The sequence below is a fragment of the Pseudomonas sp. LY-1 genome (genome assembly GCF_053502595.1).
Map to the genome: position 1 here is coordinate 2,672,268 of NZ_CP094353.1, position 22,108 is coordinate 2,694,375.

At 56.3% G+C, this 22,108-nt stretch carries 19 protein-coding genes and 1 pseudogene; 15 read left to right on the forward strand and 5 right to left on the reverse strand.

Annotation, left to right across the window (positions count from 1 at the left end; genetic code table 11):
* Nucleotides 1-22 precede the first annotated feature (22 nt).
* The 11 genes from MOQ67_RS12405 (at nt 23) to MOQ67_RS12455 (ending at nt 11,431) form a co-directional block, all read left to right on the forward strand.
* Entirely contained in the window at nt 23-1,300 is a 1,278-nt protein-coding gene (locus MOQ67_RS12405) for a cytochrome P450 (protein ID WP_198718284.1), read from the forward strand.
* A gap of 113 nt (nt 1,301-1,413) precedes the next feature.
* Nucleotides 1,414-2,721 (forward strand): amidohydrolase family protein, encoded by a 1,308-nt coding sequence (locus MOQ67_RS12410; RefSeq protein WP_014338831.1) that lies wholly within the window; start codon nt 1,414-1,416, stop codon nt 2,719-2,721.
* Nucleotides 2,722-2,831: 110 nt separating this feature from the next.
* Nucleotides 2,832-3,980 carry an acyl-CoA dehydrogenase family protein gene (locus MOQ67_RS12415; protein ID WP_198718283.1) on the forward strand — a complete coding sequence of 383 codons (1,149 nt, stop codon included), beginning with the start codon at nt 2,832-2,834 and terminating at the stop codon, nt 3,978-3,980.
* Nucleotides 3,980-5,053: an acyl-CoA dehydrogenase family protein gene (locus MOQ67_RS12420; RefSeq protein WP_014338833.1), complete on the forward strand. Its 1,074-nt coding sequence runs from the start codon at nt 3,980-3,982 to the stop codon at nt 5,051-5,053. Before MOQ67_RS12415 ends, MOQ67_RS12420 begins: the two co-directional genes overlap by 1 nt.
* The gene (locus MOQ67_RS12425; RefSeq protein WP_014338834.1) at nt 5,050-5,850 is read left to right on the forward strand and encodes a crotonase/enoyl-CoA hydratase family protein; all 801 of its coding nucleotides are present in this window, start codon (nt 5,050-5,052) and stop codon (nt 5,848-5,850) included. Before MOQ67_RS12420 ends, MOQ67_RS12425 begins: the two co-directional genes overlap by 4 nt.
* Before the next feature lie 42 nt (nt 5,851-5,892).
* Complete coding sequence (locus tag MOQ67_RS12430) at nt 5,893-7,017, forward strand: acyl-CoA dehydrogenase family protein (RefSeq protein ID WP_014338835.1); 1,125 nt, start codon at nt 5,893-5,895, stop codon at nt 7,015-7,017.
* A gap of 24 nt (nt 7,018-7,041) precedes the next feature.
* On the forward strand, nt 7,042-7,593 hold the full coding sequence (locus tag MOQ67_RS12435; protein ID WP_014338836.1) for a glutathione peroxidase: 552 nt from the start codon (nt 7,042-7,044) through the stop codon (nt 7,591-7,593).
* 2 nt (nt 7,594-7,595) lie between these two features.
* The gene (gene panC / locus MOQ67_RS12440; protein WP_198718282.1) at nt 7,596-8,456 is read left to right on the forward strand and encodes a pantoate--beta-alanine ligase; all 861 of its coding nucleotides are present in this window, start codon (nt 7,596-7,598) and stop codon (nt 8,454-8,456) included.
* A gap of 88 nt (nt 8,457-8,544) precedes the next feature.
* Nucleotides 8,545-9,402, forward strand: a complete 858-nt coding sequence (locus MOQ67_RS12445; RefSeq protein ID WP_198718296.1) for a cache domain-containing protein — start codon at nt 8,545-8,547, stop codon at nt 9,400-9,402.
* A 6-nt stretch (nt 9,403-9,408) separates the two neighbouring features.
* Nucleotides 9,409-10,614, forward strand: coding sequence for an MFS transporter (locus MOQ67_RS12450; protein WP_198718281.1), 1,206 nt, complete (start codon nt 9,409-9,411; stop codon nt 10,612-10,614).
* A 250-nt stretch (nt 10,615-10,864) separates the two neighbouring features.
* Entirely contained in the window at nt 10,865-11,431 is a 567-nt protein-coding gene (locus MOQ67_RS12455; RefSeq protein ID WP_232925609.1) for a TetR/AcrR family transcriptional regulator, read from the forward strand.
* A 68-nt stretch (nt 11,432-11,499) separates the two neighbouring features.
* On the opposite strand, the gene MOQ67_RS12460 is transcribed toward MOQ67_RS12455, so the two are convergent.
* Genes MOQ67_RS12460 through MOQ67_RS12475 form a run of 4 tightly spaced genes read right to left on the reverse strand, consistent with a single transcriptional unit; the run spans nt 11,500 to nt 15,574 of the window.
* Nucleotides 11,500-12,012 carry an integrating conjugative element protein gene (locus MOQ67_RS12460; RefSeq protein WP_041475991.1) on the reverse strand — a complete coding sequence of 171 codons (513 nt, stop codon included), beginning with the start codon at nt 12,010-12,012 and terminating at the stop codon, nt 11,500-11,502.
* Nucleotides 12,013-12,058: 46 nt separating this feature from the next.
* Nucleotides 12,059-13,447 carry an efflux transporter outer membrane subunit gene (locus MOQ67_RS12465; RefSeq protein WP_198718280.1) on the reverse strand — a complete coding sequence of 463 codons (1,389 nt, stop codon included), beginning with the start codon at nt 13,445-13,447 and terminating at the stop codon, nt 12,059-12,061.
* On the reverse strand, nt 13,444-14,613 hold the full coding sequence (locus MOQ67_RS12470; RefSeq protein WP_052311121.1) for an HlyD family secretion protein: 1,170 nt from the start codon (nt 14,611-14,613) through the stop codon (nt 13,444-13,446). The genes MOQ67_RS12465 and MOQ67_RS12470 overlap by 4 nt, the downstream gene beginning before the upstream one ends.
* Before the next feature lie 7 nt (nt 14,614-14,620).
* Nucleotides 14,621-15,574, reverse strand: a complete 954-nt coding sequence (locus MOQ67_RS12475; protein ID WP_177429286.1) for a hypothetical protein — start codon at nt 15,572-15,574, stop codon at nt 14,621-14,623.
* Nucleotides 15,575-15,906: 332 nt separating this feature from the next.
* Between MOQ67_RS12475 and MOQ67_RS12480 the strand changes: the two genes are divergently transcribed.
* A complete protein-coding gene (locus tag MOQ67_RS12480) occupies nt 15,907-16,191 on the forward strand; it encodes a hypothetical protein (protein ID WP_013692858.1) in 285 nt (94 codons plus the stop codon).
* Between the two features lie 149 nt (nt 16,192-16,340).
* Here the strand turns inward: MOQ67_RS12480 and MOQ67_RS12485 are convergent, their stop codons facing one another.
* Nucleotides 16,341-16,535 carry a hypothetical protein gene (locus MOQ67_RS12485; protein ID WP_013692859.1) on the reverse strand — a complete coding sequence of 65 codons (195 nt, stop codon included), beginning with the start codon at nt 16,533-16,535 and terminating at the stop codon, nt 16,341-16,343.
* Nucleotides 16,536-17,056: 521 nt separating this feature from the next.
* On the opposite strand from MOQ67_RS12485, the pseudogene MOQ67_RS12490 reads away from it, so the two are divergent.
* The 3 genes and pseudogenes from MOQ67_RS12490 to nosZ form a co-directional block, all read left to right on the forward strand.
* A pseudogene (locus MOQ67_RS12490) lies at nt 17,057-17,263 on the forward strand (IS3 family transposase); the annotation flags it as partial.
* A 659-nt stretch (nt 17,264-17,922) separates the two neighbouring features.
* Nucleotides 17,923-20,049 carry a transcriptional regulator NosR gene (gene nosR, locus MOQ67_RS12495; RefSeq protein WP_371918414.1) on the forward strand — a complete coding sequence of 709 codons (2,127 nt, stop codon included), beginning with the start codon at nt 17,923-17,925 and terminating at the stop codon, nt 20,047-20,049.
* A gap of 65 nt (nt 20,050-20,114) precedes the next feature.
* On the forward strand, nt 20,115-22,052 hold the full coding sequence (nosZ, locus tag MOQ67_RS12500) for a TAT-dependent nitrous-oxide reductase (RefSeq protein ID WP_013692874.1): 1,938 nt from the start codon (nt 20,115-20,117) through the stop codon (nt 22,050-22,052).
* Nucleotides 22,053-22,108 lie beyond the last annotated feature (56 nt).

Below are 22,108 nucleotides of genomic sequence, written 5' to 3' on the forward strand. Positions count from 1 at the left end.
GACAAAAATTACGGAGACGATCATGTCCACACCCGCACAGAGTGACCTGGTCAAGGTTTTTACTGACGTAGCCAGTAATTATCGCGGCACCAGCGATATCGACTTGCACGCGGTCTACCGCGACATGCGCGCCAACTCGCCGGTGCTGCAAGACAATTTCATGGCCCGGCTGGGCGTGCCCTCGATTGCCGGACTGGATGCCAGTCGACCGACCTTCACATTGTTCAAATACGACGATGTCATGGCTGTCATGCGTGACGCCGGCACCTTCACCAGTGGTTTCATCGCCGAAGGGCTGGGTGCGTTTTTCGATGGCTTGATCCTCACGGCAATGGACGGGGATGCCCACAAGAACATCCGTAACCTGTTGCAGCCGGTCTTCATGCCGGAGACGGTGAATCGCTGGAAAGAAACCAAGATCGACCGGGTGATTCGCGAGGAATACCTCAAGCCAATGGTGCCGGCCAAAGGCGCGGACCTGATGGATTTCGCGTTGTATTTCCCCATCCGGGTAATTTACTCGTTGATCGGCTTCCCCGAGGACCGTCCCGAGCAGATCGAGCAATACGCCGCCTGGGCCCTGGCCATCCTGGCGGGTCCGCAAGTCGACCCGGAAAAAGCCGCGGCTGCCCGGGGCGCCGCCATGCAAGCGGCGCAGTCCTTGTATGATGTGGTGAAAGTAGTCGTGGCCGAGCGTCGCGCAAGCGGGGCATCGGGCGATGATCTGATCAGCCGGCTGATTAACGCCGAATACCAGGGACGCTCCCTGGACGATCATGAGATTGCCACCTTTGTGCGTTCGCTGCTTCCGGCTGCCAGTGAAACCACAACCCGAACCTTCGGCACCTTGATGTCCTTGCTTCTGCAAAATCCGGACGTACTGGAGCGGGTCCGCAATGACCGCAGCCTCGTGAACAAAGCCATCGATGAAGCGGTGCGCTTTGAACCGGTGGCCACTTTCAAGGTGCGTCAGGCCGCCAAAGACCTGGAGATTCGTGGCGTGCCGATCCCTAAAGGGGCGATGGTGCAGTGCATTGTCACTTCCGCCAATCGCGACGAAGAGGCGTTCGAAAATGCCGATCAATTCGACATCGACCGAAAGCCAAAACCCTCGTTCGGCTTCGGCTTCGGTCCGCACATGTGTATCGGTCAGTTCGTTGCCAAAACCGAGATCAACTGTGCGCTGAATGCCATCCTCGACCTCATGCCCAACATTCGCCTCGACCCGAGCAAACCCGGCCCGCAAATCGTCGGCGCGCAGCTGCGCGGCCCGCACTACCTGCATGTGCAGTGGGACTGATGGGCGCTTGGGTCTGATTTAATATGAACACAAATAAAAAATGTGTTTAATTAAATCAAGATGTGCACTATGATTCAGGCACAACAACAAGCCCGAATGCGAAGGGGAAAACAATGAAAGTTGAAGATCTGATTCTCGTCAGTGTCGATGACCACGCGATCGAGCCGCCAAATGCCTTTGCTCGTCACATGCCTGCCCGTTTCAAGGGGCGCGAGCCGCATGTGATCAAGAAAGGCGATCGCGATGTTTGGGTGTTCGAGGAGCAGGCCACTGGCTACATGGGCCTCAACTCCGTGGTCGGCCGACCCAAAGAGGAATACGGCATGGAGCCGCTGGGCTACGAGCAGATGCGTCGTGGCACCTGGAGTATCAAGGACCGCGTCGACGATATGAACGCCAACGGCGTGCTCGGTTCATTGTGCTTTCCTACCTTCCCGGGTTTTGCCGGGCAACGTTTCCAGGTGCACGCTGACCGTGACGTGTCGATGGCGGCCATCCAGGCTTACAACGACTGGCATTTGCATGACTGGTGCAATGCAGCGCCAGGCCGTTTCATCCCGCTGATGATCGTGCCGTGGTGGGACATGAAGGCCGCTGCCGCCGAGGTCGAGCGCCTGGCCAAGCAGGGGGTGCACGCGCTATCGCTGTCGGATAACCCGGCCATTCACGGTTACCCGTCGATTCACAGCGATTACTGGGACCCGTTGTGGAAGGCCTGCAGCGATAACAAGGTGGTGATCTGCTGTCACATCGGTACCGGCGTAAAAGCCAACCACGCATCGGATTTGTCACCCATCGATGCCTGGATTACCTCCATGCCGATTTCCATCGCCAACTCCGCCGCCGACTGGATCTGGGCGCCCATGTGGAAAAAATTCCCGGACCTGCGCATGGCGCTTTCCGAAGGCGGTATCGGTTGGATTCCTTACCTGCTGGAGCGGGCTGACTTCACCCACCGTCATCACAACGCCTGGACCAACTCCAATTTCGACGGAAAAATGCCCAGTGACATTTTCAACAAGCACTTCATCACGTGCTTCATCGAAGATAATTTCGGCCTGAAAAACCTCGATTACTTGAACGCCGAGATGGTCACCTGGGAAAGCGATTACCCGCACTCCGACTGCACCTGGCCAAACTCGCCGGAAACCGCCTGGGAAGGGTTGCAGCACCTGCCCAAGGAGATGATCGACAAGGTCACTCACTTGAATGCCATGCGTGAGTTTTCCTTCGATCCGTTCTCCATCCATGGCCGGGAAAACTGCACGGTCGGCGCGCTACGGGCTCAGGCCACGCACGTCAGCATCGAGCCTGCCCTGGGCCTGGGCGGCGCCGATCATGGTCGCCATGACAACAAGCCGGTCACCTCCGGCGACATCAATGCGATGTTCGCCCAGGCTGACGCGCAAACCGCGTTGTAAGTTGTCGCTGCTCCCACAGTCGCCGGCCAATGGCGGCTGTGGAGCGGTTGCCGTTCTGTGGTCGCTTCGTTCGAAGCGATTGCGCCTGTGTTGAGCGTGAGAGAGCGCATATGGCCATCAGTAAATTTTCCTACAGCAGTATTCCTCCCGAGGCGGAAGCGCTTCGCCCAGAGGTGCGAGCGTTCATTCACGACACGCTGGCCGATTATCCTCCCACCCTGAGTGCGCGGTCCTGGATGGGGTTCGACGCCGAGTTCAGCAAGAAACTCTGCGCCAGGGGCTGGGTCGGCATGGCCTTGCCCAACGCCTACGGCGGTGCACAGGCGAGCCCGTTTGCCCGCTATGTGATTATCGAAGAGTTGCTGGCTGCCGGTGCGCCGGTATCGGCTCATTGGATCGCCGACCGGCAAAGCGGGCCGCTGATCAATCGTTTCGGCACCGAGCAGCAAAAACAGCATTACCTGCCGGCCATTTGCCGGGGTGAAAGCTACTTCTGCATTGGCATGAGCGAGCCCAATTCCGGTTCGGACCTGGCGTCGATCAAAAGCACTGCGGTGCGTGAGGGCGATGATTGGCTGGTCAATGGCCAGAAGGTCTGGACCACCAACGCCCACCATTCGCACTACATGATTGCCCTGGTGCGTACCGGTGAGAAACAGGCCGCCAGGCATGAGGGCATGTCGCAATTCATCGTCGATCTGAGCCTGCCCGGCATCACCATCCGACCGATTCGCGACCTGGCCGGTGGCGAGCACTTCAACGAAGTGTTTTTCGACAATGTGCGGCTGCCCGCCGACGCCTTGATCGGCACTGAAGGCAAAGGGTGGGACCAGGTCACCGCTGAACTGGCCTTCGAGCGCAGCGGCCCTGAGCGGTTCCTCAGTTGCATGGCCTTGTTGAAAACGCTGATTGACGCGGTGGGTAAGACACCCAATGCGCTACAGGCGCGGGAGATCGGGCGGCTTTCGGCCAAGTTGCTGACACTGCGCAATATGTCGTTGTCGGTCACGGCACAGCTGGCAGCGGGTGAGCATCCGGCCTGGGCGGCTTCCTGCGTGAAGGACTTGGGCAATGCCTTTGAGCAGGAAATTCCCGAGGTTGCCCAGCTGTTACTGGAAACCGAACCACGGCAAGACGGCGGCAGCGAACATGCACGGGTGCTGGCCTACCTGACTCAGATGGCGCCCTCATTCTCACTGCGCGGGGGCACGCGCGAAATTCTACGCGGCATCATTGCCCGCGGGTTGGGGTTGCGATAATGCGCGAGATATTTGAAACGACGATTGAACGCCTGTTTGCCGATGTGGCGACGCCGGCTTATGTGATGGGTTGTGAAGGCGGCGAATGGCCGGCCGAATTATGGGCCGCGCTGGACGAGTCGGGCTTTACCCAGGCGGGTGTCACCGAAGCGCTGGGAGGTGCTGAAGCCAGTTGGGCCGATATGTATGTGCTGGTCCGTGCCGCCGGGCGCTTTTCGGTGCCCGCGCCATTGGGTGAGGCCCTGCTCGCCAACTGGCTACTGAGCAAGGCCGGCCTGGAGGGCAGGGCAGGCGCCCTGAGCATGGCGGCCAGCGCTGATCTGGTGCTCGATGGCGAGCGCGTTCATGGCGCTGCCTATTCGGTCCCTTGGGGGCGCAATGTCGAAGCGCTGGTAGCGATTGCCAATAGCGTAACCGGTGTCCCACATGTGGTGTTGCTTGAGCGCAGTGCTGCCAGCGAACTCACGCCGAGCTTGAATGTGGCGGGCGAGCCACGGGATGACCTGGGGTTCACCAGTGCCCAGGTACTGGCGCAAGCGCCGCTACCCGCCGGGCTCGACGCCGATGTCCTGGAACTGGGCGGTGCGATGCTGCGTGCGGCGCAGACCGCCGGGGCTTTGCACGCGCTATTGGACATGACCGCCAACTACGCCGGCGAACGCAAACAGTTCGGGAAGGCCATTGGTTCGTTCCAGGCCATTCAACAGCAATTGGCGGTATTCGCCGAACAGGCTGCTGCCGCCGGCATTGCCGCCGAGGCCGCCTTTGCAGAGTCCCGTTGGGGCCTGGCCGCGCTGACCATTGCTGCCGCGAAAATCAGCACGGCAGAAGCGGCCAGTGTTGGCGCCGGCATTGCGCATTCCGTGCATGGGGCTATCGGGTTTACCGAGGAGTACCCCCTGCATTTGCTCACGCGGCGGTTGTGGGCGTGGCGCAGCGAATTCGGATCGGCCAGCGTTTGGAGTCAACGTTTCGGCGCTCAAATATGCCAGGGAGGCAGCGATGGATACTGGCCGTTGCTGACCAGCCACGGCCAGCAATCCTTAATCTGTCCTGCGAGTAACCCGGCATGAGCAACTTTCTTCAGATCGAGCGCGAGGACGGCATCGTCACTGTGCGCATGAACCATCCCGATACCCGCAATGCGCTGACGACGCCCGAGCAGATTCAGGAGTTTGTCGACCTGTGTGCGGAACTGCGGCGCGACAAGTCGGCGCGGGTGATGGTGCTCACGGGCAATGGCAGCGCGTTCTGTGCCGGCGGTAACGTCAAGGATATGCACGAGCGTGGCGGTATCTTCGCCGGTTCGCCCTATGAGTTGCGCAATACCTACCGCGATGGCATTCAACGCATTCCCCTGGCGATTTACGAGCTGGATATTCCAGTCATCGCGGCGGTAAACGGCCCGGCGATTGGCGCGGGTCTCGATCTGGCGTGCATGTGCGACATCCGCCTGGCGGCGCCCAAGGCGATCTTCGCCGAGAGTTTCGTGCGCCTGGGCATTGTTCCCGGGGACGGCGGTGCCTGGCTGTTGCCGCGCATCATCGGCATTCCCAAAGCCAGTCTCATGGCGTTTACCGGCGATGCCATCGATGCCGCAAAGGCGCTGGAATGGGGCCTGGTGGAGCAAGTCTGCACGCACGAAACGCTCCAGACGGAAGCTCAGGCGCTGGCGCGACGAATCGCCAGTAATCCGGGGCATGCGTTGCGCCTGTGCAAGCGCCTGCTGCGTGAAGGCCAACATATGCGCCTGGATTCGCTGCTGGAATTGTCCGCGGCGTATCAGGCGCTGGCGCATCACACCGAAGACCATCAAGAGGCGGTGGCGGCTTTTGTCGACAAGCGCGATCCCGATTATCAGGACCGCTGATCACCCATTGCCCACAACAAGAATCGATCTGGAGTAAGCAAAATGCGTGGCGTATTTCGAGAAGACCACAACATGTTCCGTGATCAGGCCCGCCGCTTCGTCGACCGCGAAATCGTGCCTTACCTGCATGAGTGGGAAAAGAACGGCATCGTTCCCAAGGAGGTTTGGCTCAAGGCCGGCGAGAACGGATTGCTGTGCTCCACGGTGCCAGAAGAATATGGCGGCCCCGGAGGTGACTTCGGTCATTCGGCGGTGATGATCGAAGAGCTGGCGCGAGCCAACGCCACTGCCGTGGGTTTCACCACCCACTCGGAAATCGTAACGCCTTACATCGTGGCCTACGGCAGCGAAGAGCAGAAGCAGCAATGGCTGCCGCGTATGGTCAGTGGTGAATTGATTGGCGTGATCGCCATGAGCGAACCGGGGATCGGCAGTGACCTGAGGGCCATGCGCACCTCGGCGCGGCGCGACGGTGACGACTACATTGTCAGTGGCCAGAAGACCTTTATCACCAACGGTGGGAATGCTGGCCTGGTGGTCACTGCCACCAAGATTGACCCCGCGGCCAAAGAGTTGACCTTGATCTGCGTCGAAGAAGACCGTGCCGGCTTCGCCAAGGGACGCCTGCTGGAAAAGATCGGCCTGAAAGGGCAAGACACCGCCGAACTGTTTTTTGATGAAGTCCGGGTGCCTGTCGGCAATCGTTTGGGCGAGGAGGGCATGGGGTTCAAATACCTGACCCATCAACTGGCCTGGGAGCGCCTGATTATCGCGATCCGTGCCGCGCAATCGATCGACACGCTGCTGGAGGAAACCATTGGTTATACCCGTGAGCGCAAGGTCTTCGGCAAACCGGTGCTCGACTTCCAGAACACCCGTTTCAAACTCGCTGAAGCCAAGGCCCAGGCCACCATGTTGCGGGTGTTCGTTGACGACTGCCTGACCAAGGTGATGCGCGGTGAGTTGACGCCTGAAATCGCCGCGATGGCCAAGCTACTGGGGTCGGAAATGCAGGGCAAGCTGCTCGACGAGTTCCTGCAATTGCACGGTGGTTATGGCTTCATGAGCGAATACAAGATCAGCCGTGCCTGGGTAGATGCTCGCGTTGCTCGGATCTACGGCGGCACCTCGGAAATCATGAAAGAAATTATCGGCCGTACCCTTTGAAGTACTGCCGCAGGAGGCAATCAGATGAATAACTCCCTTTATGACATTCCTTTGAAAAAAAACGATGGCAGTGCCAGCCGCCTGGGCGACTACCAGGGCAAAGTTCTGCTGGTGGTCAACGTCGCTTCAAAATGCGGCCTGACCCCGCAATACGAGGGGTTGGAAAAGCTGTACCAAAGTAAAAAAGACCAGGGGTTTGAGGTGTTGGGTTTCCCGGCCAATAACTTCAGGGAACAGGAGCCGGGGAGCGACGCGGAAATCGTCGAGTTCTGTTCGGTCAACTATGACGTCCACTTTCCGTTGTTCTCGAAAATCTCGGTGGTCGGCGCGGATCAGCACCCTCTCTACACTCAACTGACTGGCTCGCAACCTGAAGCCATCGGTGACGGTCCGTTCCGTGAGCGGTTGAAGGGATATGGCATCGAGTCGGCCAACACCACGGACGTGCTGTGGAATTTCGAGAAATTTTTGATCGACCGCCACGGCGCGGTGGTTGCGCGTTTCGCTCCGGACGTTACGGCGGATGACCCTCGGTTGCTTGACGCGATAAATACACAGTTGGCCAAAGAGGCTTAGGCGTGCAGACGGTCGACACAGTGAGTGCACTTCGCGCGTTGGTAACCCGCGCGCGCAGTGAAAACAAGAAAGTCGCTCTGGTGGCAACCATGGGCAATTTACATGAGGGTCATATAGCCCTGGTTCATTGGGCCAGGCAGCGGGCTGATTATGTGGTCGCGAGTATCTTCGTCAATCCACTCCAGTTCGGGGCGAGTGAGGATCTGGCCGACTATCCTCGGACGCCGGAGGCGGATCGAGAGAAACTGGTCGACGCTGGCTGTGATGCGCTATTTGTCCCGGCTGTCGAACAGATCTATCCCGAAGGAATGCTTAACCAGGCCATTGTTAGTGTGCCGAACGTCTCCGAAGGTTTGTGCGGTGCAGCGCGCCCAGGACACTTCGATGGCATGGCTACGGTCGTTGTCAAATTGCTGAATATCGTTCAGCCGAACGTCGCGGTTTTCGGGGAGAAGGACTATCAGCAGTTGGCGGTCATTCGTTCAATGGCCAGGGATCTCAATATGACAGTCGACATTGTCGCTGCTCCGACCATTCGAGCCCCGGATGGGTTGGCGTTATCTTCCCGCAACGGTTATCTGACCGATAGAGAGCGTGCCATTGCTCCAGTGCTTTATGCATGCCTGCAACAAATGGCGGCGTCTATCCAGGTTGAGGGTCGGGTGGCTGAGGGCCAGTTGATGGAATGTCGTCGACGTATAAGCGACGCCGGTTTTCAGCTGGAGTACTTTGAGGTCAGGAATGCCCAGAATTTAAATCCTGTGACAAGCACTGATACTCATTTTGTGATCCTGGTGGCGGCGCGCATCGGTAAAACGCGACTCATCGATAATTTGACGGTGGATCTTCGCCTGGGTGACTGAATTAACCATCACGGAATGCATCACCACACAGTCTAAAGGGGGGCCTCAGTCCATCGTGAAAACAGAAAGATCACCAAAGGAAACGACAGTGGGTCTTTATCGAGCATTCGCTGCGCTTTGCCTGTGTTTTGTCTCTCTAGTCGGCGTTGCTCAGCAAGCCCCAGCGGATGCCTATGGTGCCGACACCCAGCGTGCCAAAGCCTTGCTGGCAAAAGCTGTCGCCGAGTACAAAGCCAAGGGCGACACAGCGTTAGCCGAGTTCAGCCGGCAGGGGGTCTATGTCGATGGTGAGCTGTACATCTACGTGGTAGATACCTCCGGTGTAATGCTTGCGAGCGGCGGGCCTTCAGTTTCACTGGTCGGCAAACCGGTGGTCAGCTTCCTGGACGACGACCTCAAAGCTGTATTCCAGCAAGCCATTTCACAGCCAGATGACGGCGTTGTGCATAGCGCCGAATACCGCTGGTGGAACTGGCAACACGCCAAGGTCGAGCGCAAACGGGTGTTCTATCAGCGTGTGCAGGATCGGGTGATCTCCGTGGGTTACTACATGCCACGGTCGAGCCCGGAACAGGCACAACAACTGCTGCGCCAAATCTCGGGGCAAGTTGCCAACGACGCTAAAACCACCTTCGGCCTCATTAATCAGCACGATAAGCAGCTCACCCGGGATGATCTTTATGCCTTTGTGGTGGACCTGAAAACCCAGCGGTTTGTCGCTCACGGTTTTTCGCCCCGGTTGATCGGCACCGACTTCAAGTCATTGCGCTCAACCGACGGCAAGCCTATTGGCGAGGATATTCTCAAGCAGATGAGCGCCCATGAAACAGGGGAGATCGCCTATCTGTGGCGCAACCCTATGACCGGGCAGAACGAATACAAGAGGACTTTTCTGCAGCGGGTGAACGGGTACATCGTCGCCGTGGGCTGCTATGCAATCAAGTGATCAATGATGGGTGATATCGGTGTTTTGAGCCATGGCAGCGACAAGGCGACCCGTAGCCATTGGATGATTCTGTCCATTATCAGCTTCAACTTTATCTCGTACGTATGCAGTGGCTTGCCGCTTGCTGTGTTGCCGGGCTACGTCCTCAATGACCTGGGCCTGCCCTCGGTTTTCGCTGGTGTGGTGATCAGCTCGCAGTACCTGGCGACGCTCCTGACCCGCCCCTTGGCTGGTGGCGTGGCCGATCGCCTGGGTGCCAAATACGCAGTGGTGTGTGGGTTCAGTGGCTTGATGTTGAGCGGCACCCTGACTGCGCTCGCCATTATCCTGCACACCCAACCCTGGTTGACCCTGACACTATTACTGCTGGGGAGGTTGGTGTTGGGGGCGTCCACAGCCATGATTTCCACGCCCTGCTGCACCTGGGCCATCGGGTTATGCGGTGCCCCTCGGGCAGCACAGGTCATGTCGTGGAACGGAATAGCGGCTTACGGCGGCACGGCTGTTGGCGCGCCACTGGGTGTGCTGCTGCACAATTCGTTGGGTATCGCCAGTGTGGGGTTGAGCACCGTGTTGCTTGGCCTGATGTTCCTGCTTTTGGCTCTGGGCAAGCGGTCAGCTCCATTAGTGACAGGCGCCCGTCTGGCATTTTATCGAGTCCTGTTCGCCGTCATGCCAAATGGCCTGGTCCTGGTTTGCAGTTCGGTGGGGTTTGGCGGGCTGACGGCGTTCGTCGCACTGTTCTTCGACAGTCTGGGCTGGGATCACGCCGCCTACTGTCTAAGTGGCTTCGGGGCAGGTTTTATCGTTGCCCGATTGTCGTCGCCGGGAATACTGCAGCGATTCAGAGGGTACAAGGTGGTGGGTGGGTGCCTGCTTGTACAGACCTTGGGCATGCTGCTGATATGGCTCGCGCCGTCTCCTGCGCTGGCCATTGCCGGCGGGGCGTTGACCGGGATAGGGGTGTCATGGGTCTATCCGGGGCTAGGCGTGGAGACATTGGCGAGCACTCCGGCCGCGAACCGTAACTCGGCGCTCAGTGCCCTTTCAATATTTTTTGATATTGCAGTGGGGATCGCCGGCCCGGTGATGGGCCTGGTTGCCTCAGGTTTTGGCTATGCTGCGATATTTCTCTGTGCTGCACTGATGTCAGCAGGCGGGTTTCTAGTGGCGCTCTGCCTATGTTGGCGGAAGGGCCGCATACGCGATTGATACGGCTTGCTTAATGGCGTCCCTCTGTTTGACATGACTGATGCGCAAGTAAGCCCTTCGACGCTCTGAGAGCGCAGCGATCCACAGGCTTCCTGTTCGCGGCCTGCCTGGCCGACGATGTGATCGACTGGACGCCATGCCATAATGGAAAGCCCTCTCGATTTTGAAGATCATGACAGACTCACAGGCACCCGCCTCCCCGAGATACAAACGTCGTCCACAACAGATGCGTGGCCATGAGCGTGTCGAGATGATTCTGGATGCTTGTGCACGCCTCATGGTGGGGAAAGGTGTGCTCAGTCTGACCATGCATGGTATTGCCAAGGAAGCGGGTACTTCCATTGGGTCGCTTTATCATTTTTTTAGGGATAAGGAGGAGGTCCTGAGCGCATTGGGCCGTCGCCATATTGATGCGCTAGGCAAAATTGCCAGTGAGCTTCTTCTTATTGAACCCGCCACCTGGATTGGATTTAGTACGGCGGATACAGTTAAACATTTAGTGCTTCCATTGCTGGAGTATGTTGAGAAAAATCCTGATTTTCTGCATATGATCAGCCCGAATTTCTCTGCTGGCCAGCTTCAGGCTTCTGATTTACAGGTACAGCTCAAAGAAATTTATAGTCATGTTGTTATGTTACGCATTCCTAATGTCAGTACCGAAATGTGTGAAGTGTATGCGGTTGCAATGTTGGCGTTACCTGCTGGTCTTTGTCGCGCAGCATTTGAAAATGATAATTTTAAAAGTTTGCTTATTCTAAACGAGGCGCCACGCGCCTTGGTTGCATACCTTGAGGCAATAGAAAAGCAGGGCGCTTGATGAGATAGTCACCCCTGTAAAATCTAAACTTTCGCAGGGTGTTCTGTTTCGAAGGCCATTTCCTCGATTCACTGTTCCAGCGAGGTGGCAGTGACCAGGACTGGGTAATGCTTGATCTGCAAGCGTGTTGCGATGCTGTTGCCATTGAGCGGGAGAATGGTGATCCCGGGAGCGGCTGCGCGAATCCGAGCCAGAGCTTTTAAATCAGCCACTTCGACAGCCAGGCCAACTGTACCCAGCTCGCGCAGGACTGTGCCCCGCTCCTGAAGCCAAGCCAGTGACTTGGGATCGTCCCCCACCAGAAAGAAGGGCGGCAGGCCAGGCATGTCCAGGGTTCGAGGTGTGATCTTGCCTGGGCTCAACCGAGAACTGCTGATGGGTAGCATCCAGGCCTCATCAGATAGCAGGGAGACCTCGGCACGGAAAAGTCCGTTAGGTGTCCCTCCATTCATCTGAGCATCGAATACTCGAAGATCGGTTTGAGCGAAGTCGCCGGGCAGACCCTCAACAACTGTCAGTTCTGCTAGGGCGAAGGGTGTCAGTATCAGAATGAGACAAGAGGTGAGGGGGATTTGCTTCATGGTGATGGGACCTGTTCGACCGCGGGGTTCATTGCTGGGACCCTGTTCATTTTTCCGGCACCCATCCCCCTCCAAGCGCCTGATACAGAGAAATCACGTTCTTAAGCTGGTTCTCCCGAATCTGAATGGCTGACAATTCGGTGTTAAACAGATTGCGCTGAGCGTCCAGTACTTCAAGGTACGAAGAGTAGCCCCCTTGGTAACGATCCCTGGCGATTTCCAGTGAGCGAGCCAAGGTAACCCGGCGAGCATGCACTCGCGTTATCTGCTCCTCGAGGCGTTTGACGCCAGATAATGAATTTTCAACTTCACCAAAAGCTTTGAGCGCAGTGGCCCTGTACGAATAAGCCGCTTGATTGCGTTGGGCGGTGGCGACCCCGACTTGGGCTTCGAGTCGACCAGCGCTATAGATCGGTGCCAAGACGCTCGCCCCCAGATCCCAAACTTTGACTGGATCGAAATCCAAGGCATTTACATAAAGCCGTCCTATGCCACTCGACAGTTGCACTTGGGGGAGGAATTCGTCACGCCGTGCATCCAGCTTCAGGTCAGCAGCGGCGACCAACTGTTCGGCCTGCTGTATATCAGGGCGCCTGCGCAGCAATTGCGCGGGCAAGAGTCCTGGCACCGTGGGCGGTGTAAGGGTTTGAAGCTCTCGTCCCCGGTGTAGATCGCCCGGCAGCGTGCCGGTTAATAAACGAATGGCGTTCTCTTGCTGACGGATAGCCTGCTCAAGTTCGGGGATCATCTGTGCGGCAGATTCGTACTCAGACTGCGCCTGGGTAAGTTCCAGTTGCGAGGTGTAGCCTTCGTTTGCTCGATCCTCAGCGACACGCAATGCGTCACGGCGTGATTGTGCGGTATCTCGGGTAACCTTTAACTGGGTGTCCAGGGACACCAGTAAAATGTAGGCCCGCACGGTGGTACTGGCCACAGACAGGCGAATGTTATCCCTGTCAGACTGGCTTGCCTGATAACTCATCTGCGCCGCGTTTTCCAAGGTGCGCAGGCGGCCCCAGAGGTCCAGTTCATAAGACGCCTGCAGCTCCGGTTGTATGGACCGCGTATGGGTGATGCCGGTAGTCCCCAAACTGCGATTGGTTTGTCCGCCGACCGAACCGTCCAGAGTCGGCAACAGCGCTGAGTGGGACAGCCTGATCTGCTGTCGGGCTTCTTCAACTCTGGATATGGCCTCTAGAATGTCAGTGTTATGGGCCAGAGCAGCCTCAACCAGGTCATTAATCGCTGGTTCATCGAACGTTTGCCACCACGTGCCGGATATCGGTGCGGGGACTCCGATGGGTGCGCGCCAGGCCGCCGGGGCAAATACTTTGGCCTCCTGGGGTGAGGCTGTTTTGACCGGGGCGCAAGCAATCAAGCCGAATGCGGCGCCTAACGACATCCACTGCAGGGCACCATACGCTTTGATATTCATGGCGCCGAACTCCGCTTCGAGGTGTCGCTGGTATCGACATGGGTGATCACCGACATGCCTGGACGCAGCCGGTGCAACAAGGGTTGCTCTGGATCCAGGACTATTCGAACGGGAATACGTTGTGCGACTTTAGTAAAGTTGCCTGTTGCGTTGTCCGGACGCAGGACGCTGAATTCCGAGCCGGTGGCTGGGGCCAAACGTTCGAGTCGCCCCGTCAGACGTGCGCCGTCCAGTGCGTCCACATCAAGGCTGACAGGTTGGCCCACTAGCATATGGTGAATCTGGGTTTCCTTATAATTGGCGATCACCCACAGTTGTTCCGGCACCAGGTAGAGCAGTTGCGAGCCCGCCGATACATATTGGCCAAGACGCACCGATACCTCGCTGAGAACGCCGTCGCGCGGCGCCCTGATCTGTGTATTGTCCAAATCGATCTCAGCCAGATGAAGAGCCGCTTGTGCGGTTCTGACCTGCGCCTGGAGCACCCCTCGTGAAACACGGGTGGACTTGACGGTCTCTTCTGCAATGTTGATGGCGGCTCGCGCTTTTTTGACGTTCGCACTGGCGGCCCGAGCGGTCGCGCGAATCTGGTCGCGTTCACGTACAGAGACCGACCCACGAGAGGCCAACTCGTTGACCCGCAGTTCGTCGGCCTGCGCACGGGCATATTCTGCTTGCGCCGAATAGAGTTCCGCCCCTCGAGAGGTGAGTGTCGCCTGGTCTGACGCCTGGGTTTGCACAGAGTTGTCCAGTTCTGCCTTCCGGGCGTCAAGGTCGGCCTGTGCTTGCTCGACTCGCTGGCGATAAATCCGATCATCGATTTGCAACAGGGTCTGGCCTCGACGCACAGCCTCGAAGTCGCGCACCAATACCTTTGCGACATAACCGTTGACCTGAGGTGCCATGACCGTTATCTGTCCCCGGACATAGGCGTTTTCAGTGGTGGTGATGGCGCTGTTGAAAGGCCAGAATTGCCAAGCGTAAAGAATCGCCAGAATACCCGCCAAAGCCACACCAATCATTATGAAAACCGTACCCCGTCGGGGCTTTATGATTTTTGGCGGGTCCTGGGCCGCACTGCCAGTATCTGCCACCGAGATGGAGTCTTGCGTCGCTGGATTCTGCGGGTTGGGCTGTCCGTTTCCGGCTTTGTCATTTCGGGTCATAAGAGGGTCACACAGTCACAGGATGGGTAATGTCGGGCTTGGGCTGTTCGGCCTTCTTTGCCGCCCGTGCGGCACGCACGGTGTGGAATAGCGACCAACTCAAGAAGCTGATGGTCAGCAAGCCGATAACACGAAAGACGTCATTGAATGCCAGCACATTGGCTTCACGGCTGGCTGCCTGGCTCAGTTGCGAGATGCCCTGGGCCTGACGTAGAACAGGGTCGGTCTGGGTCGCGCTGTAGATCTGGTTCTGGATCTGCAACCGCTGAGCCACCACAGGATTGGTCGGGTCGAGATGGCCATTGATCTGGCTCGAATGGAATTTTTCGCGCATCACCTGGAAAGAGCCGAAAGCAGCGGGGCCCGCCAACCCACCTATGCTTTGGGTGAGAGAGAACAGCACGGCAAAACTGACCATGTACTGCGGCCCGTTTTTCAAGGCGCTCATTACGCCAATCAGCATCAGCGGCCCCATGAACATCCCGGCTGCAAACGAGAGCAGTCCCTGGCTGAGGAACATATCGTGTGGACGCGTCAGATTGGTTGCGTCGGCGTCCATGAAGCTACCCAGGCCTATCAGGACGATGGACGTCAGGATCTGCGGAATCACCGCCTTCTGACTGAACGTCAGAGCGCTGGTGCACATACCTCCCAGCAAACCTGCAAGCATGACTGCATACAACGAATGCAGTTGGTCTGCGCCCATACCAAGTGTCTGTAGTAGTCCGACGGCGCCGAAGTTCTGTTCTGAGAGGATGAAGCGCAACATCATTGCGCCCATGGCGAAACGCAAAGTCTCCAATGATCCCAGCCAGCGAGTTTGCAGCAATGGGTTCTTGCGGTTGTACTCGATGATGAAGGCAGCGGTCAGCAAAATGACCGATGCGAGCAGCGCATACCCCATCCATAGCTGGCTGTTCCACCATTGCACGCGGCCCTGGGCCAGCACCGCAGCTATCAATGCCAGCCCCGGAGCAAGTAGCGCGAAGGTTACGAAGTCCAGCGATTCAAAGATTTTGATCCGCTCTCCCGGAGGCAGTTTGAGAACGACGACGGCGGCGAGACTGCACAGCGCCAGGCCTGCTTCAAAGACGTACAGTCGATGCCAGAACAGTGGTCCCTGGAATCCGCTCTCTATGGCTTAAATCGCCATTCATTAGGACTTGCTGAGGAGGGCGGGCTTCTGTGGGGTGTCGGTGGTTCCGTAGAAGGTTTATGCGGCGTCGACGGCCAAACGCCTTGCGTGCATCCCAAGGAAGGGCGGCACTTGTCCCGGAACGCAGAAATGACACGATGGCTGGCTCCTTGCTGGCCTTGGATGTGGTTCTCATTATAAATGACAACCAACCGTTGTGTGATGAACTGGTGAGCCGGCTGGAGGAGAAAATTCCAGCGATGGCGAAAGGCACGATTAATGCGGCCTATATCAATACGCTGGCGGCCGGACTCAGTGTGATGGAAGTCATGAATGGCGTGCTCGTTGATACAACGGCCGATGGTCAGCACAAGGTTATTCGAGTGGCCAAGCCCAAGCATAAGATAGCTTCGGGCAGGATTATCAAGGTGCGCCGCTTTTGATAACGAAAGATTGAGAGGGCCCGTATCTTCACGATGTCGCCGTGCAACACGCGGGAAGTCTGACACTTCGGCAAGTCCAGCCTTCCTGCTGAGCAGGATAACCGCCAAGCTCGCCGGTGCGTTGGGTCCGCTAATCAGTGCCTGGGCTCTCAGCTTAGCCAAGCCTGTTTGATGTGTCCGGCGTTCTCGCCGATCGTGTGAAGTGCCCCTCGGACGTTGGCGCCAATATCTGTTGTACTTTGGTTTTCTACCTTCAAGGTCAGTTCCATCACCGCAGCCTCCAGGGCTAGCTTATTTTGATATAGCCGCTCAAGAACATCAGAAAGTGAATATTCGCTGGGCATCGTTTTGGCTCCAATCGAGGACTCAAGAGCGTAGCAGCGGAAGGGGTGGAAACAAAGTGCGGTTGAATAAGCGAGCGGTAGGCGATGCTCGCGCTCTGCGTGATATAGCAAGGGCGCTGGTCGCGAAGGGTATCGATCCCCGCGATCAGCGGTGCCTTGAGCGCAATGCCAAGCTGTTGAACCGCAAAACACCTCCTGAGCGTCGTAATAGCGTTGATGTGCTGCAGATCCTCGGCCCTTGGGAGAGGGGCGCGGCACCACCCGAAGATGTTGCCGTCGTGCGCTGGGGTTCAAGCAATGCTGAATCGGGTTATGCCAACACCGTCGGTCTACCGTCGCCGGGCTTGAGAACGATCGCCCGTAACACATCTGAATGCTAACTTTGTGCCCATAGACTCACACCTCTACGCCATTGCACTGACCGATGGCACCGCGTGCTCCCTTAACCCTATCTATGCATCGGGATGAGTGGAGGGCCGGAGAGGTGCATTCTGCCGTCCAGGTTAGCCAGCCACAACCGCCGGCTTAGCCGAATCCGATTCGTGACCCCGGCCGAACGCCACCAAGGGTTGGACCGAAAGATCCTGGCGCGGCGTCATGTAGTGTACAAGCAGGCGAGGGAGAAAAATCCGGAGCGCTGGCCTGGCCAGACACGCAACTGGGAGCCGATAGGCACGGTGCTGCTGAACCCAGACCGGGAGCAGCCAGCTGAGAAAAGAGCTGCATAATTAGACGGTGACGCGACAACTACCTTGAAAAACGCCGGGAATGTGAGCGTGTCGTTAGCTTCCATGCCACAAAATGCTTAGCGTGCATGGGGCAGGTTTGGTTTCGCCACGAACATCATCGGTTTTGATCCGTCAGCTTTGACTGGCAATGAGTTATTTCCTAATCGTCTGAATATCGGTCTGATTCGCTATTTTCGGCATAGTGTCCATCTACGAATTTCTTGCGCACTGCAATTGAGCGGCTAATAGCTTGTAGGAACGAACCGCAAGAAGGGTTTATTTACCGCCTTAGTCAAAAATGCGATAAAAAATGTTCGAATTAGTGCTTTTGAGTACTCGCGTGTTGTCGTACGAAAGTGACTGTCGCGGGGGCTATAGGTGCTTCTTTGACGGATGACGCATCTTGCGTGGGTAACCTATTGTTTTGTAAATATTTTTTTTATATTTTTAGGGGAGCGCTGATAATGCGTCGTTTATTAAGCAACGAACTTGAAATGTTCATGTCTCTAGTCTAAGGTCAAGAAAAACTAGAGTAGAATAGTGCGGTGGAAAAGCGTGTTTTATACTTAATGCAAATTGGATGGCGCCGTTGTCGCATGGATAATTATAAAAAATTCGTCTCCAAATTCGTCTTGCTTTTCAGTCGTTTTGCCGTGCTTATGTGCATATTGCTATGCATTAGTTTTGTTACCTTGCAAGCTAAGGATTACGGTGGGATGGAGCAGCAGCGCATCAGCGAAGTGTTTGCAGGTAATGTAGATATTTCCGCGCCGGTGGATGAGTTTAAGGTGCGCGTCGTAAAGTCTGAAGGAAAAATCAAAGGTTACGTATTCCAAAGCCAAGATGTCGTAGATATACCCGCATATTCGGGTAAACCCATTAATATGCAGGTCATTCTTGACACTCAAGGCGTAATACTGGATGCATATGTATTGGAGCACCATGAACCAATTCTGTTAATCGGAATTCCAGTGGCGAAGCTCCACGCATTTGACGATAAATACAAGGGCATCAAAGCTGATCGACGGGTAGTCGTGGGTCGTTCCAGCGATCCAGAGACGGTGACAGTTGACGGGATCGCCGGAGCCACAGTAACCGCCATGGTGGTGAATGAAATCATCATGCGTGCGGCACATAAAGTGGCGGTGTCGTTGCAACTGATCGAGGACAACAGCGGCGTTAAGCAGAAACCTGCTGCCGTGCGTGAAGATTTTTTTAAGCCTGCCACCTGGGAGCAACTGACCGGCAACGGCGCAATCCGCCGGTTAAGCCTAACCCGCGGTCAAGTCGACGCTGCATTCAAGGGTACTGAGGCCGAGGGGGTTGACAATGCTCCGCCCGGACAGGAAGACGATACTTTCATAGAACTATACACCGCCGATCTGAACCCACCCGCCATTGGTCGAAACCTGCTGGGCGATAATCAATATCGCTTCTTGATGCAAGACCTCAAGCCAGGTGAGCACGCCATCGTAGTGCTAGGTCGTGGCCTCTATTCCTACAAGGGCTCCGGTTATGTGCGAGGAGGAATTTTCGATAGGGTGCAATTGCGTCAGTTCGGCAACATCATCAGCTTTCGCGACATGGACCATCAACGTTTGTCCGACGTGTTCGCAACGGGCATGCCCGAGTTCAATGAAATGTCCATTTTCATTGTTCGTGAGCCCGTCCGGTTCGATCCAGGATCGCCCTGGACCTTGGAATTGCTGGTGCGTCGCCAGACCGGCGCTGTCGGTGGTACCTTCAGCAGCTTCGAACTGCCTTACCAATTGCCAGAACAATACCTTTTGCGTCCGCCACCCACCGCTCAAGAGCTGGAGGCTATCGAGGTTGCCAATAGACCGACATGGGTCAATATCTGGTATCAGAAAGCCTTTCAGATCGGGGTTCTTTGCACGGCTCTGGCTGTATTGATGATTATCTTGTTCCTGCAAGATACCTTCACCAAGTACCCGCGTTTTCTCCACTGGTTGCGTCGGGCTTACCTGATGTTCACCGTCGTGTTCATCGGCTGGTATGCACTGGGGCAGATTTCTGTGGTTAATGTACTGACCTTCGCCCATGCTCTGTTCGATAACTTCCGTTGGGAATTGTTTCTTACCGACCCGATTGTGTTCATTCTTTGGACGTTCACCGCCGCCAGTATTCTGCTGTGGGGAAGAGGAGTTTTCTGTGGTTGGTTGTGTCCCTTCGGCGCGTTGCAAGAGTTGATCAACGAAGCCTCCCGCAAGCTGAAGATTCCCCAATATGAGCTGCCTTTTGCATTACATGAGCGCCTATGGGCGGTGAAGTACATCGTTTTGTTAGTGCTGTTCGGCATCTCGCTTGAGTCGATGACTACCGCCGAGCAATTTGCTGAGGTGGAGCCGTTCAAGACCGCCATCACCCTAAAGTTCGACCGCCAATGGTGGTTTGTGGCTTACGCAGGGGGGCTGCTGATCATCAACATTTTTACCCGCAAGATCTATTGCCGCTACGTCTGCCCGTTGGGCGCTGCATTGGCCATTCCTAGCAAGCTGCGTCTGTTCGACTGGCTTAAACGACGCAAGGAATGCGGCTCGCCCTGCCAACTATGCGCCAAGGAATGTGAAATCCAGGCGATTCACCCGGACGGTCATATCAACGTCAACGAGTGTCATTACTGTCTGGATTGCCAGATGACTTACCACAACGAAAACAAATGCCCGCCGTTGGTGCTCAAGAATAAGCGCAAGACGCGGGACAAACCGGCGCCGGTGCCAGAACACACTGAGTTGATTCCGGTGGTGCAGGTATTCAAGCCATGAATATCTAAGCTGGACGAAACATTGCGATTCTTGTTTTTTCACCCGCATCCAATGGAGCAGCAACCATGACTGACAACAAAACGAATGCTGATCATGAACCTAAGGAGGCAACGCAGGAATTTAAATCGCCCGGCCTTAGCCGTCGCGGTTTTCTCGGTACCAGTGCGCTTGCCAGCGCTTCGCTAGCCGGTGCATCGGCACTTGGCAGCGTGGTCTTCACCCGCGAATCCTGGGCGGCTGCGGCTAAGGATGCGCAGTCGAAAATTCACGTGGCGCCGGGTGAACTGGACCAGTATTACGGTTTCTGGAGCGGCGGCCATCAGGGCGAAGTGCGGATCATGGGGGTTCCATCGATGCGCGAGTTGTTACGCATACCGGTATTCAACGTCGACTCTGCCACCGGTTGGGGGCTGACCAACGAAAGCAAGCGGATACTGGGTGATAGCGCAAGATTCATGAATGGCGATTGCCACCATCCACACTTGTCCATGACTGACGGTAAGTACGACGGCAAGTACCTGTTCATCAATGACAAGGCCAACTCCCGGATCGCGCGCATTCGCCTAGACATTATGAAGTGCGACAAGATGCTTACTGTGCCCAACGTACAGGCGATCCATGGCCTACGGCTGCAAAAGGTGCCCCATACTCAGTATGTGTTCGCCAACGCTGAGTTCGTTATTCCGCATCCCAACGACGGTAGCACCTTCGACTTGCAGGATAAGAACAGCTTCACAATGTTCAACGCTGTCGATGCCGAGAAAATGGAGATGGCCTTCCAGGTGATCGTCGACGGCAACCTGGACAACACCGACGCTGACTACACCGGCAAATACGCCGCCAGCACCTGCTACAACTCCGAGAAGGCCTACGACCTGGGCGGTATGATGCGCAACGAGCGCGACTGGGTGGTGGTGTTCAACATCCCTCGCATCGAAGCGGCGATCAAGGCCGGCAAGTTCATCACCCTGGACGGTTCTAAGGTCCCTGTGGTGGATGGGCGCAAAAGCGACGGCAAGGATTCTGAATTTACCCGCTATATCCCTGTGCCGAAAAATCCTCATGGGCTCAATACCTCGCCTGACGGCAAATATTTCATCGCCAACGGCAAGCTCTCGCCTACATGCACAATCATTGCAACTGCCAAGCTCGACGATTTATTTGATGACAAGCTCAAAGACCCACGGGACGTGGTAGTCGGTGAGCCTGAACTGGGACTGGGGCCGTTGCACACCACCTTCGACGGCCGCGGTAACGCCTATACCACCTTGTTTATCGATAGCCAGGTAGTGAAATGGAACATGGAAGAGGCGATCCGCGCCTACAAGGGAGAGAAGGTCAACTACATTAAGCAAAAACTCGACGTGCAGTACCAACCCGGACATAACCACGCGTCGCTGACCGAAACCCGTGAGGCCGACGGCCAGTGGCTGGTGGTACTCAGCAAGTTTTCCAAGGATCGCTTTCTGTCGACCGGTCCGCTGCACCCGGAAAACGACCAGTTGATCGATATTTCCGGTGACGAGATGAAGCTGGTGCACGACGGCCCGGCCTTCGCTGAACCACATGACTGCGTCATGGCCCGTCGAGATCAGATCAAGACTAAAAAGATCTGGGACCGCAACGATCCGTTTTTTGCAGAAACCGTGGCTATCGCTGCGAAGGACGGAATTAAACTGGAGACTGATAACAAGGTTGTCCGAGAGGGCACGAAAGTTCGTGTCTATATGACTTCTATGGCCCCTGCCTATGGAATGCAAGAATTTACCGTAAAACAAGGCGATGAGGTTACTGTGACGATAACTAATATCGATAAGATTGAGGATGTCTCTCACGGCTTTGTCATGACTAATCATGGTGTAAGTATGGAGATTAGCCCGCAACAAACATCGTCGATAACTTTCATTGCTGACAAGCCCGGTCTGCATTGGTACTACTGCAGTTGGTTCTGTCATGCACTGCACATGGAAATGGTTGGGCGTATGAAAGTCGAGCGAGTTTAACGGCCCCCCGCGCTGCCAAGAAGGAAAATGCAGTGTCTAGGCATCTCTTGTTCAAG

Excerpts from the sequence above, each read along its gene's own strand:
- MOQ67_RS12405 (WP_198718284.1), top strand. The coding sequence starts at position 23 with ATGTCCACACCCGCACAGAGTGACCTGGTCAAGGTTTTTACTGACGTA.
- MOQ67_RS12410 (WP_014338831.1), top strand. The coding sequence starts at position 1,414 with ATGAAAGTTGAAGATCTGATTCTCGTCAGTGTCGATGACCACGCGATC.
- MOQ67_RS12415 (WP_198718283.1), top strand. The coding sequence starts at position 2,832 with ATGGCCATCAGTAAATTTTCCTACAGCAGTATTCCTCCCGAGGCGGAA.
- MOQ67_RS12420 (WP_014338833.1), top strand. The coding sequence starts at position 3,980 with ATGCGCGAGATATTTGAAACGACGATTGAACGCCTGTTTGCCGATGTG.
- MOQ67_RS12425 (WP_014338834.1), top strand. The coding sequence starts at position 5,050 with ATGAGCAACTTTCTTCAGATCGAGCGCGAGGACGGCATCGTCACTGTG.
- MOQ67_RS12430 (WP_014338835.1), top strand. The coding sequence starts at position 5,893 with ATGCGTGGCGTATTTCGAGAAGACCACAACATGTTCCGTGATCAGGCC.
- MOQ67_RS12435 (WP_014338836.1), top strand. The coding sequence starts at position 7,042 with ATGAATAACTCCCTTTATGACATTCCTTTGAAAAAAAACGATGGCAGT.
- MOQ67_RS12450 (WP_198718281.1), top strand. The coding sequence starts at position 9,409 with ATGGGTGATATCGGTGTTTTGAGCCATGGCAGCGACAAGGCGACCCGT.
- MOQ67_RS12455 (WP_232925609.1), top strand. The coding sequence starts at position 10,865 with ATGATTCTGGATGCTTGTGCACGCCTCATGGTGGGGAAAGGTGTGCTC.
- MOQ67_RS12460 (WP_041475991.1), bottom strand. The coding sequence starts at position 12,012 with ATGAAGCAAATCCCCCTCACCTCTTGTCTCATTCTGATACTGACACCC.
- MOQ67_RS12465 (WP_198718280.1), bottom strand. The coding sequence starts at position 13,447 with ATGAATATCAAAGCGTATGGTGCCCTGCAGTGGATGTCGTTAGGCGCC.
- MOQ67_RS12470 (WP_052311121.1), bottom strand. The coding sequence starts at position 14,613 with ATGACCCGAAATGACAAAGCCGGAAACGGACAGCCCAACCCGCAGAAT.
- MOQ67_RS12480 (WP_013692858.1), top strand. The coding sequence starts at position 15,907 with ATGGCTGGCTCCTTGCTGGCCTTGGATGTGGTTCTCATTATAAATGAC.
- MOQ67_RS12485 (WP_013692859.1), bottom strand. The coding sequence starts at position 16,535 with ATGCCCAGCGAATATTCACTTTCTGATGTTCTTGAGCGGCTATATCAA.
- nosR (WP_371918414.1), top strand. The coding sequence starts at position 17,923 with ATGTGCATATTGCTATGCATTAGTTTTGTTACCTTGCAAGCTAAGGAT.
- nosZ (WP_013692874.1), top strand. The coding sequence starts at position 20,115 with ATGACTGACAACAAAACGAATGCTGATCATGAACCTAAGGAGGCAACG.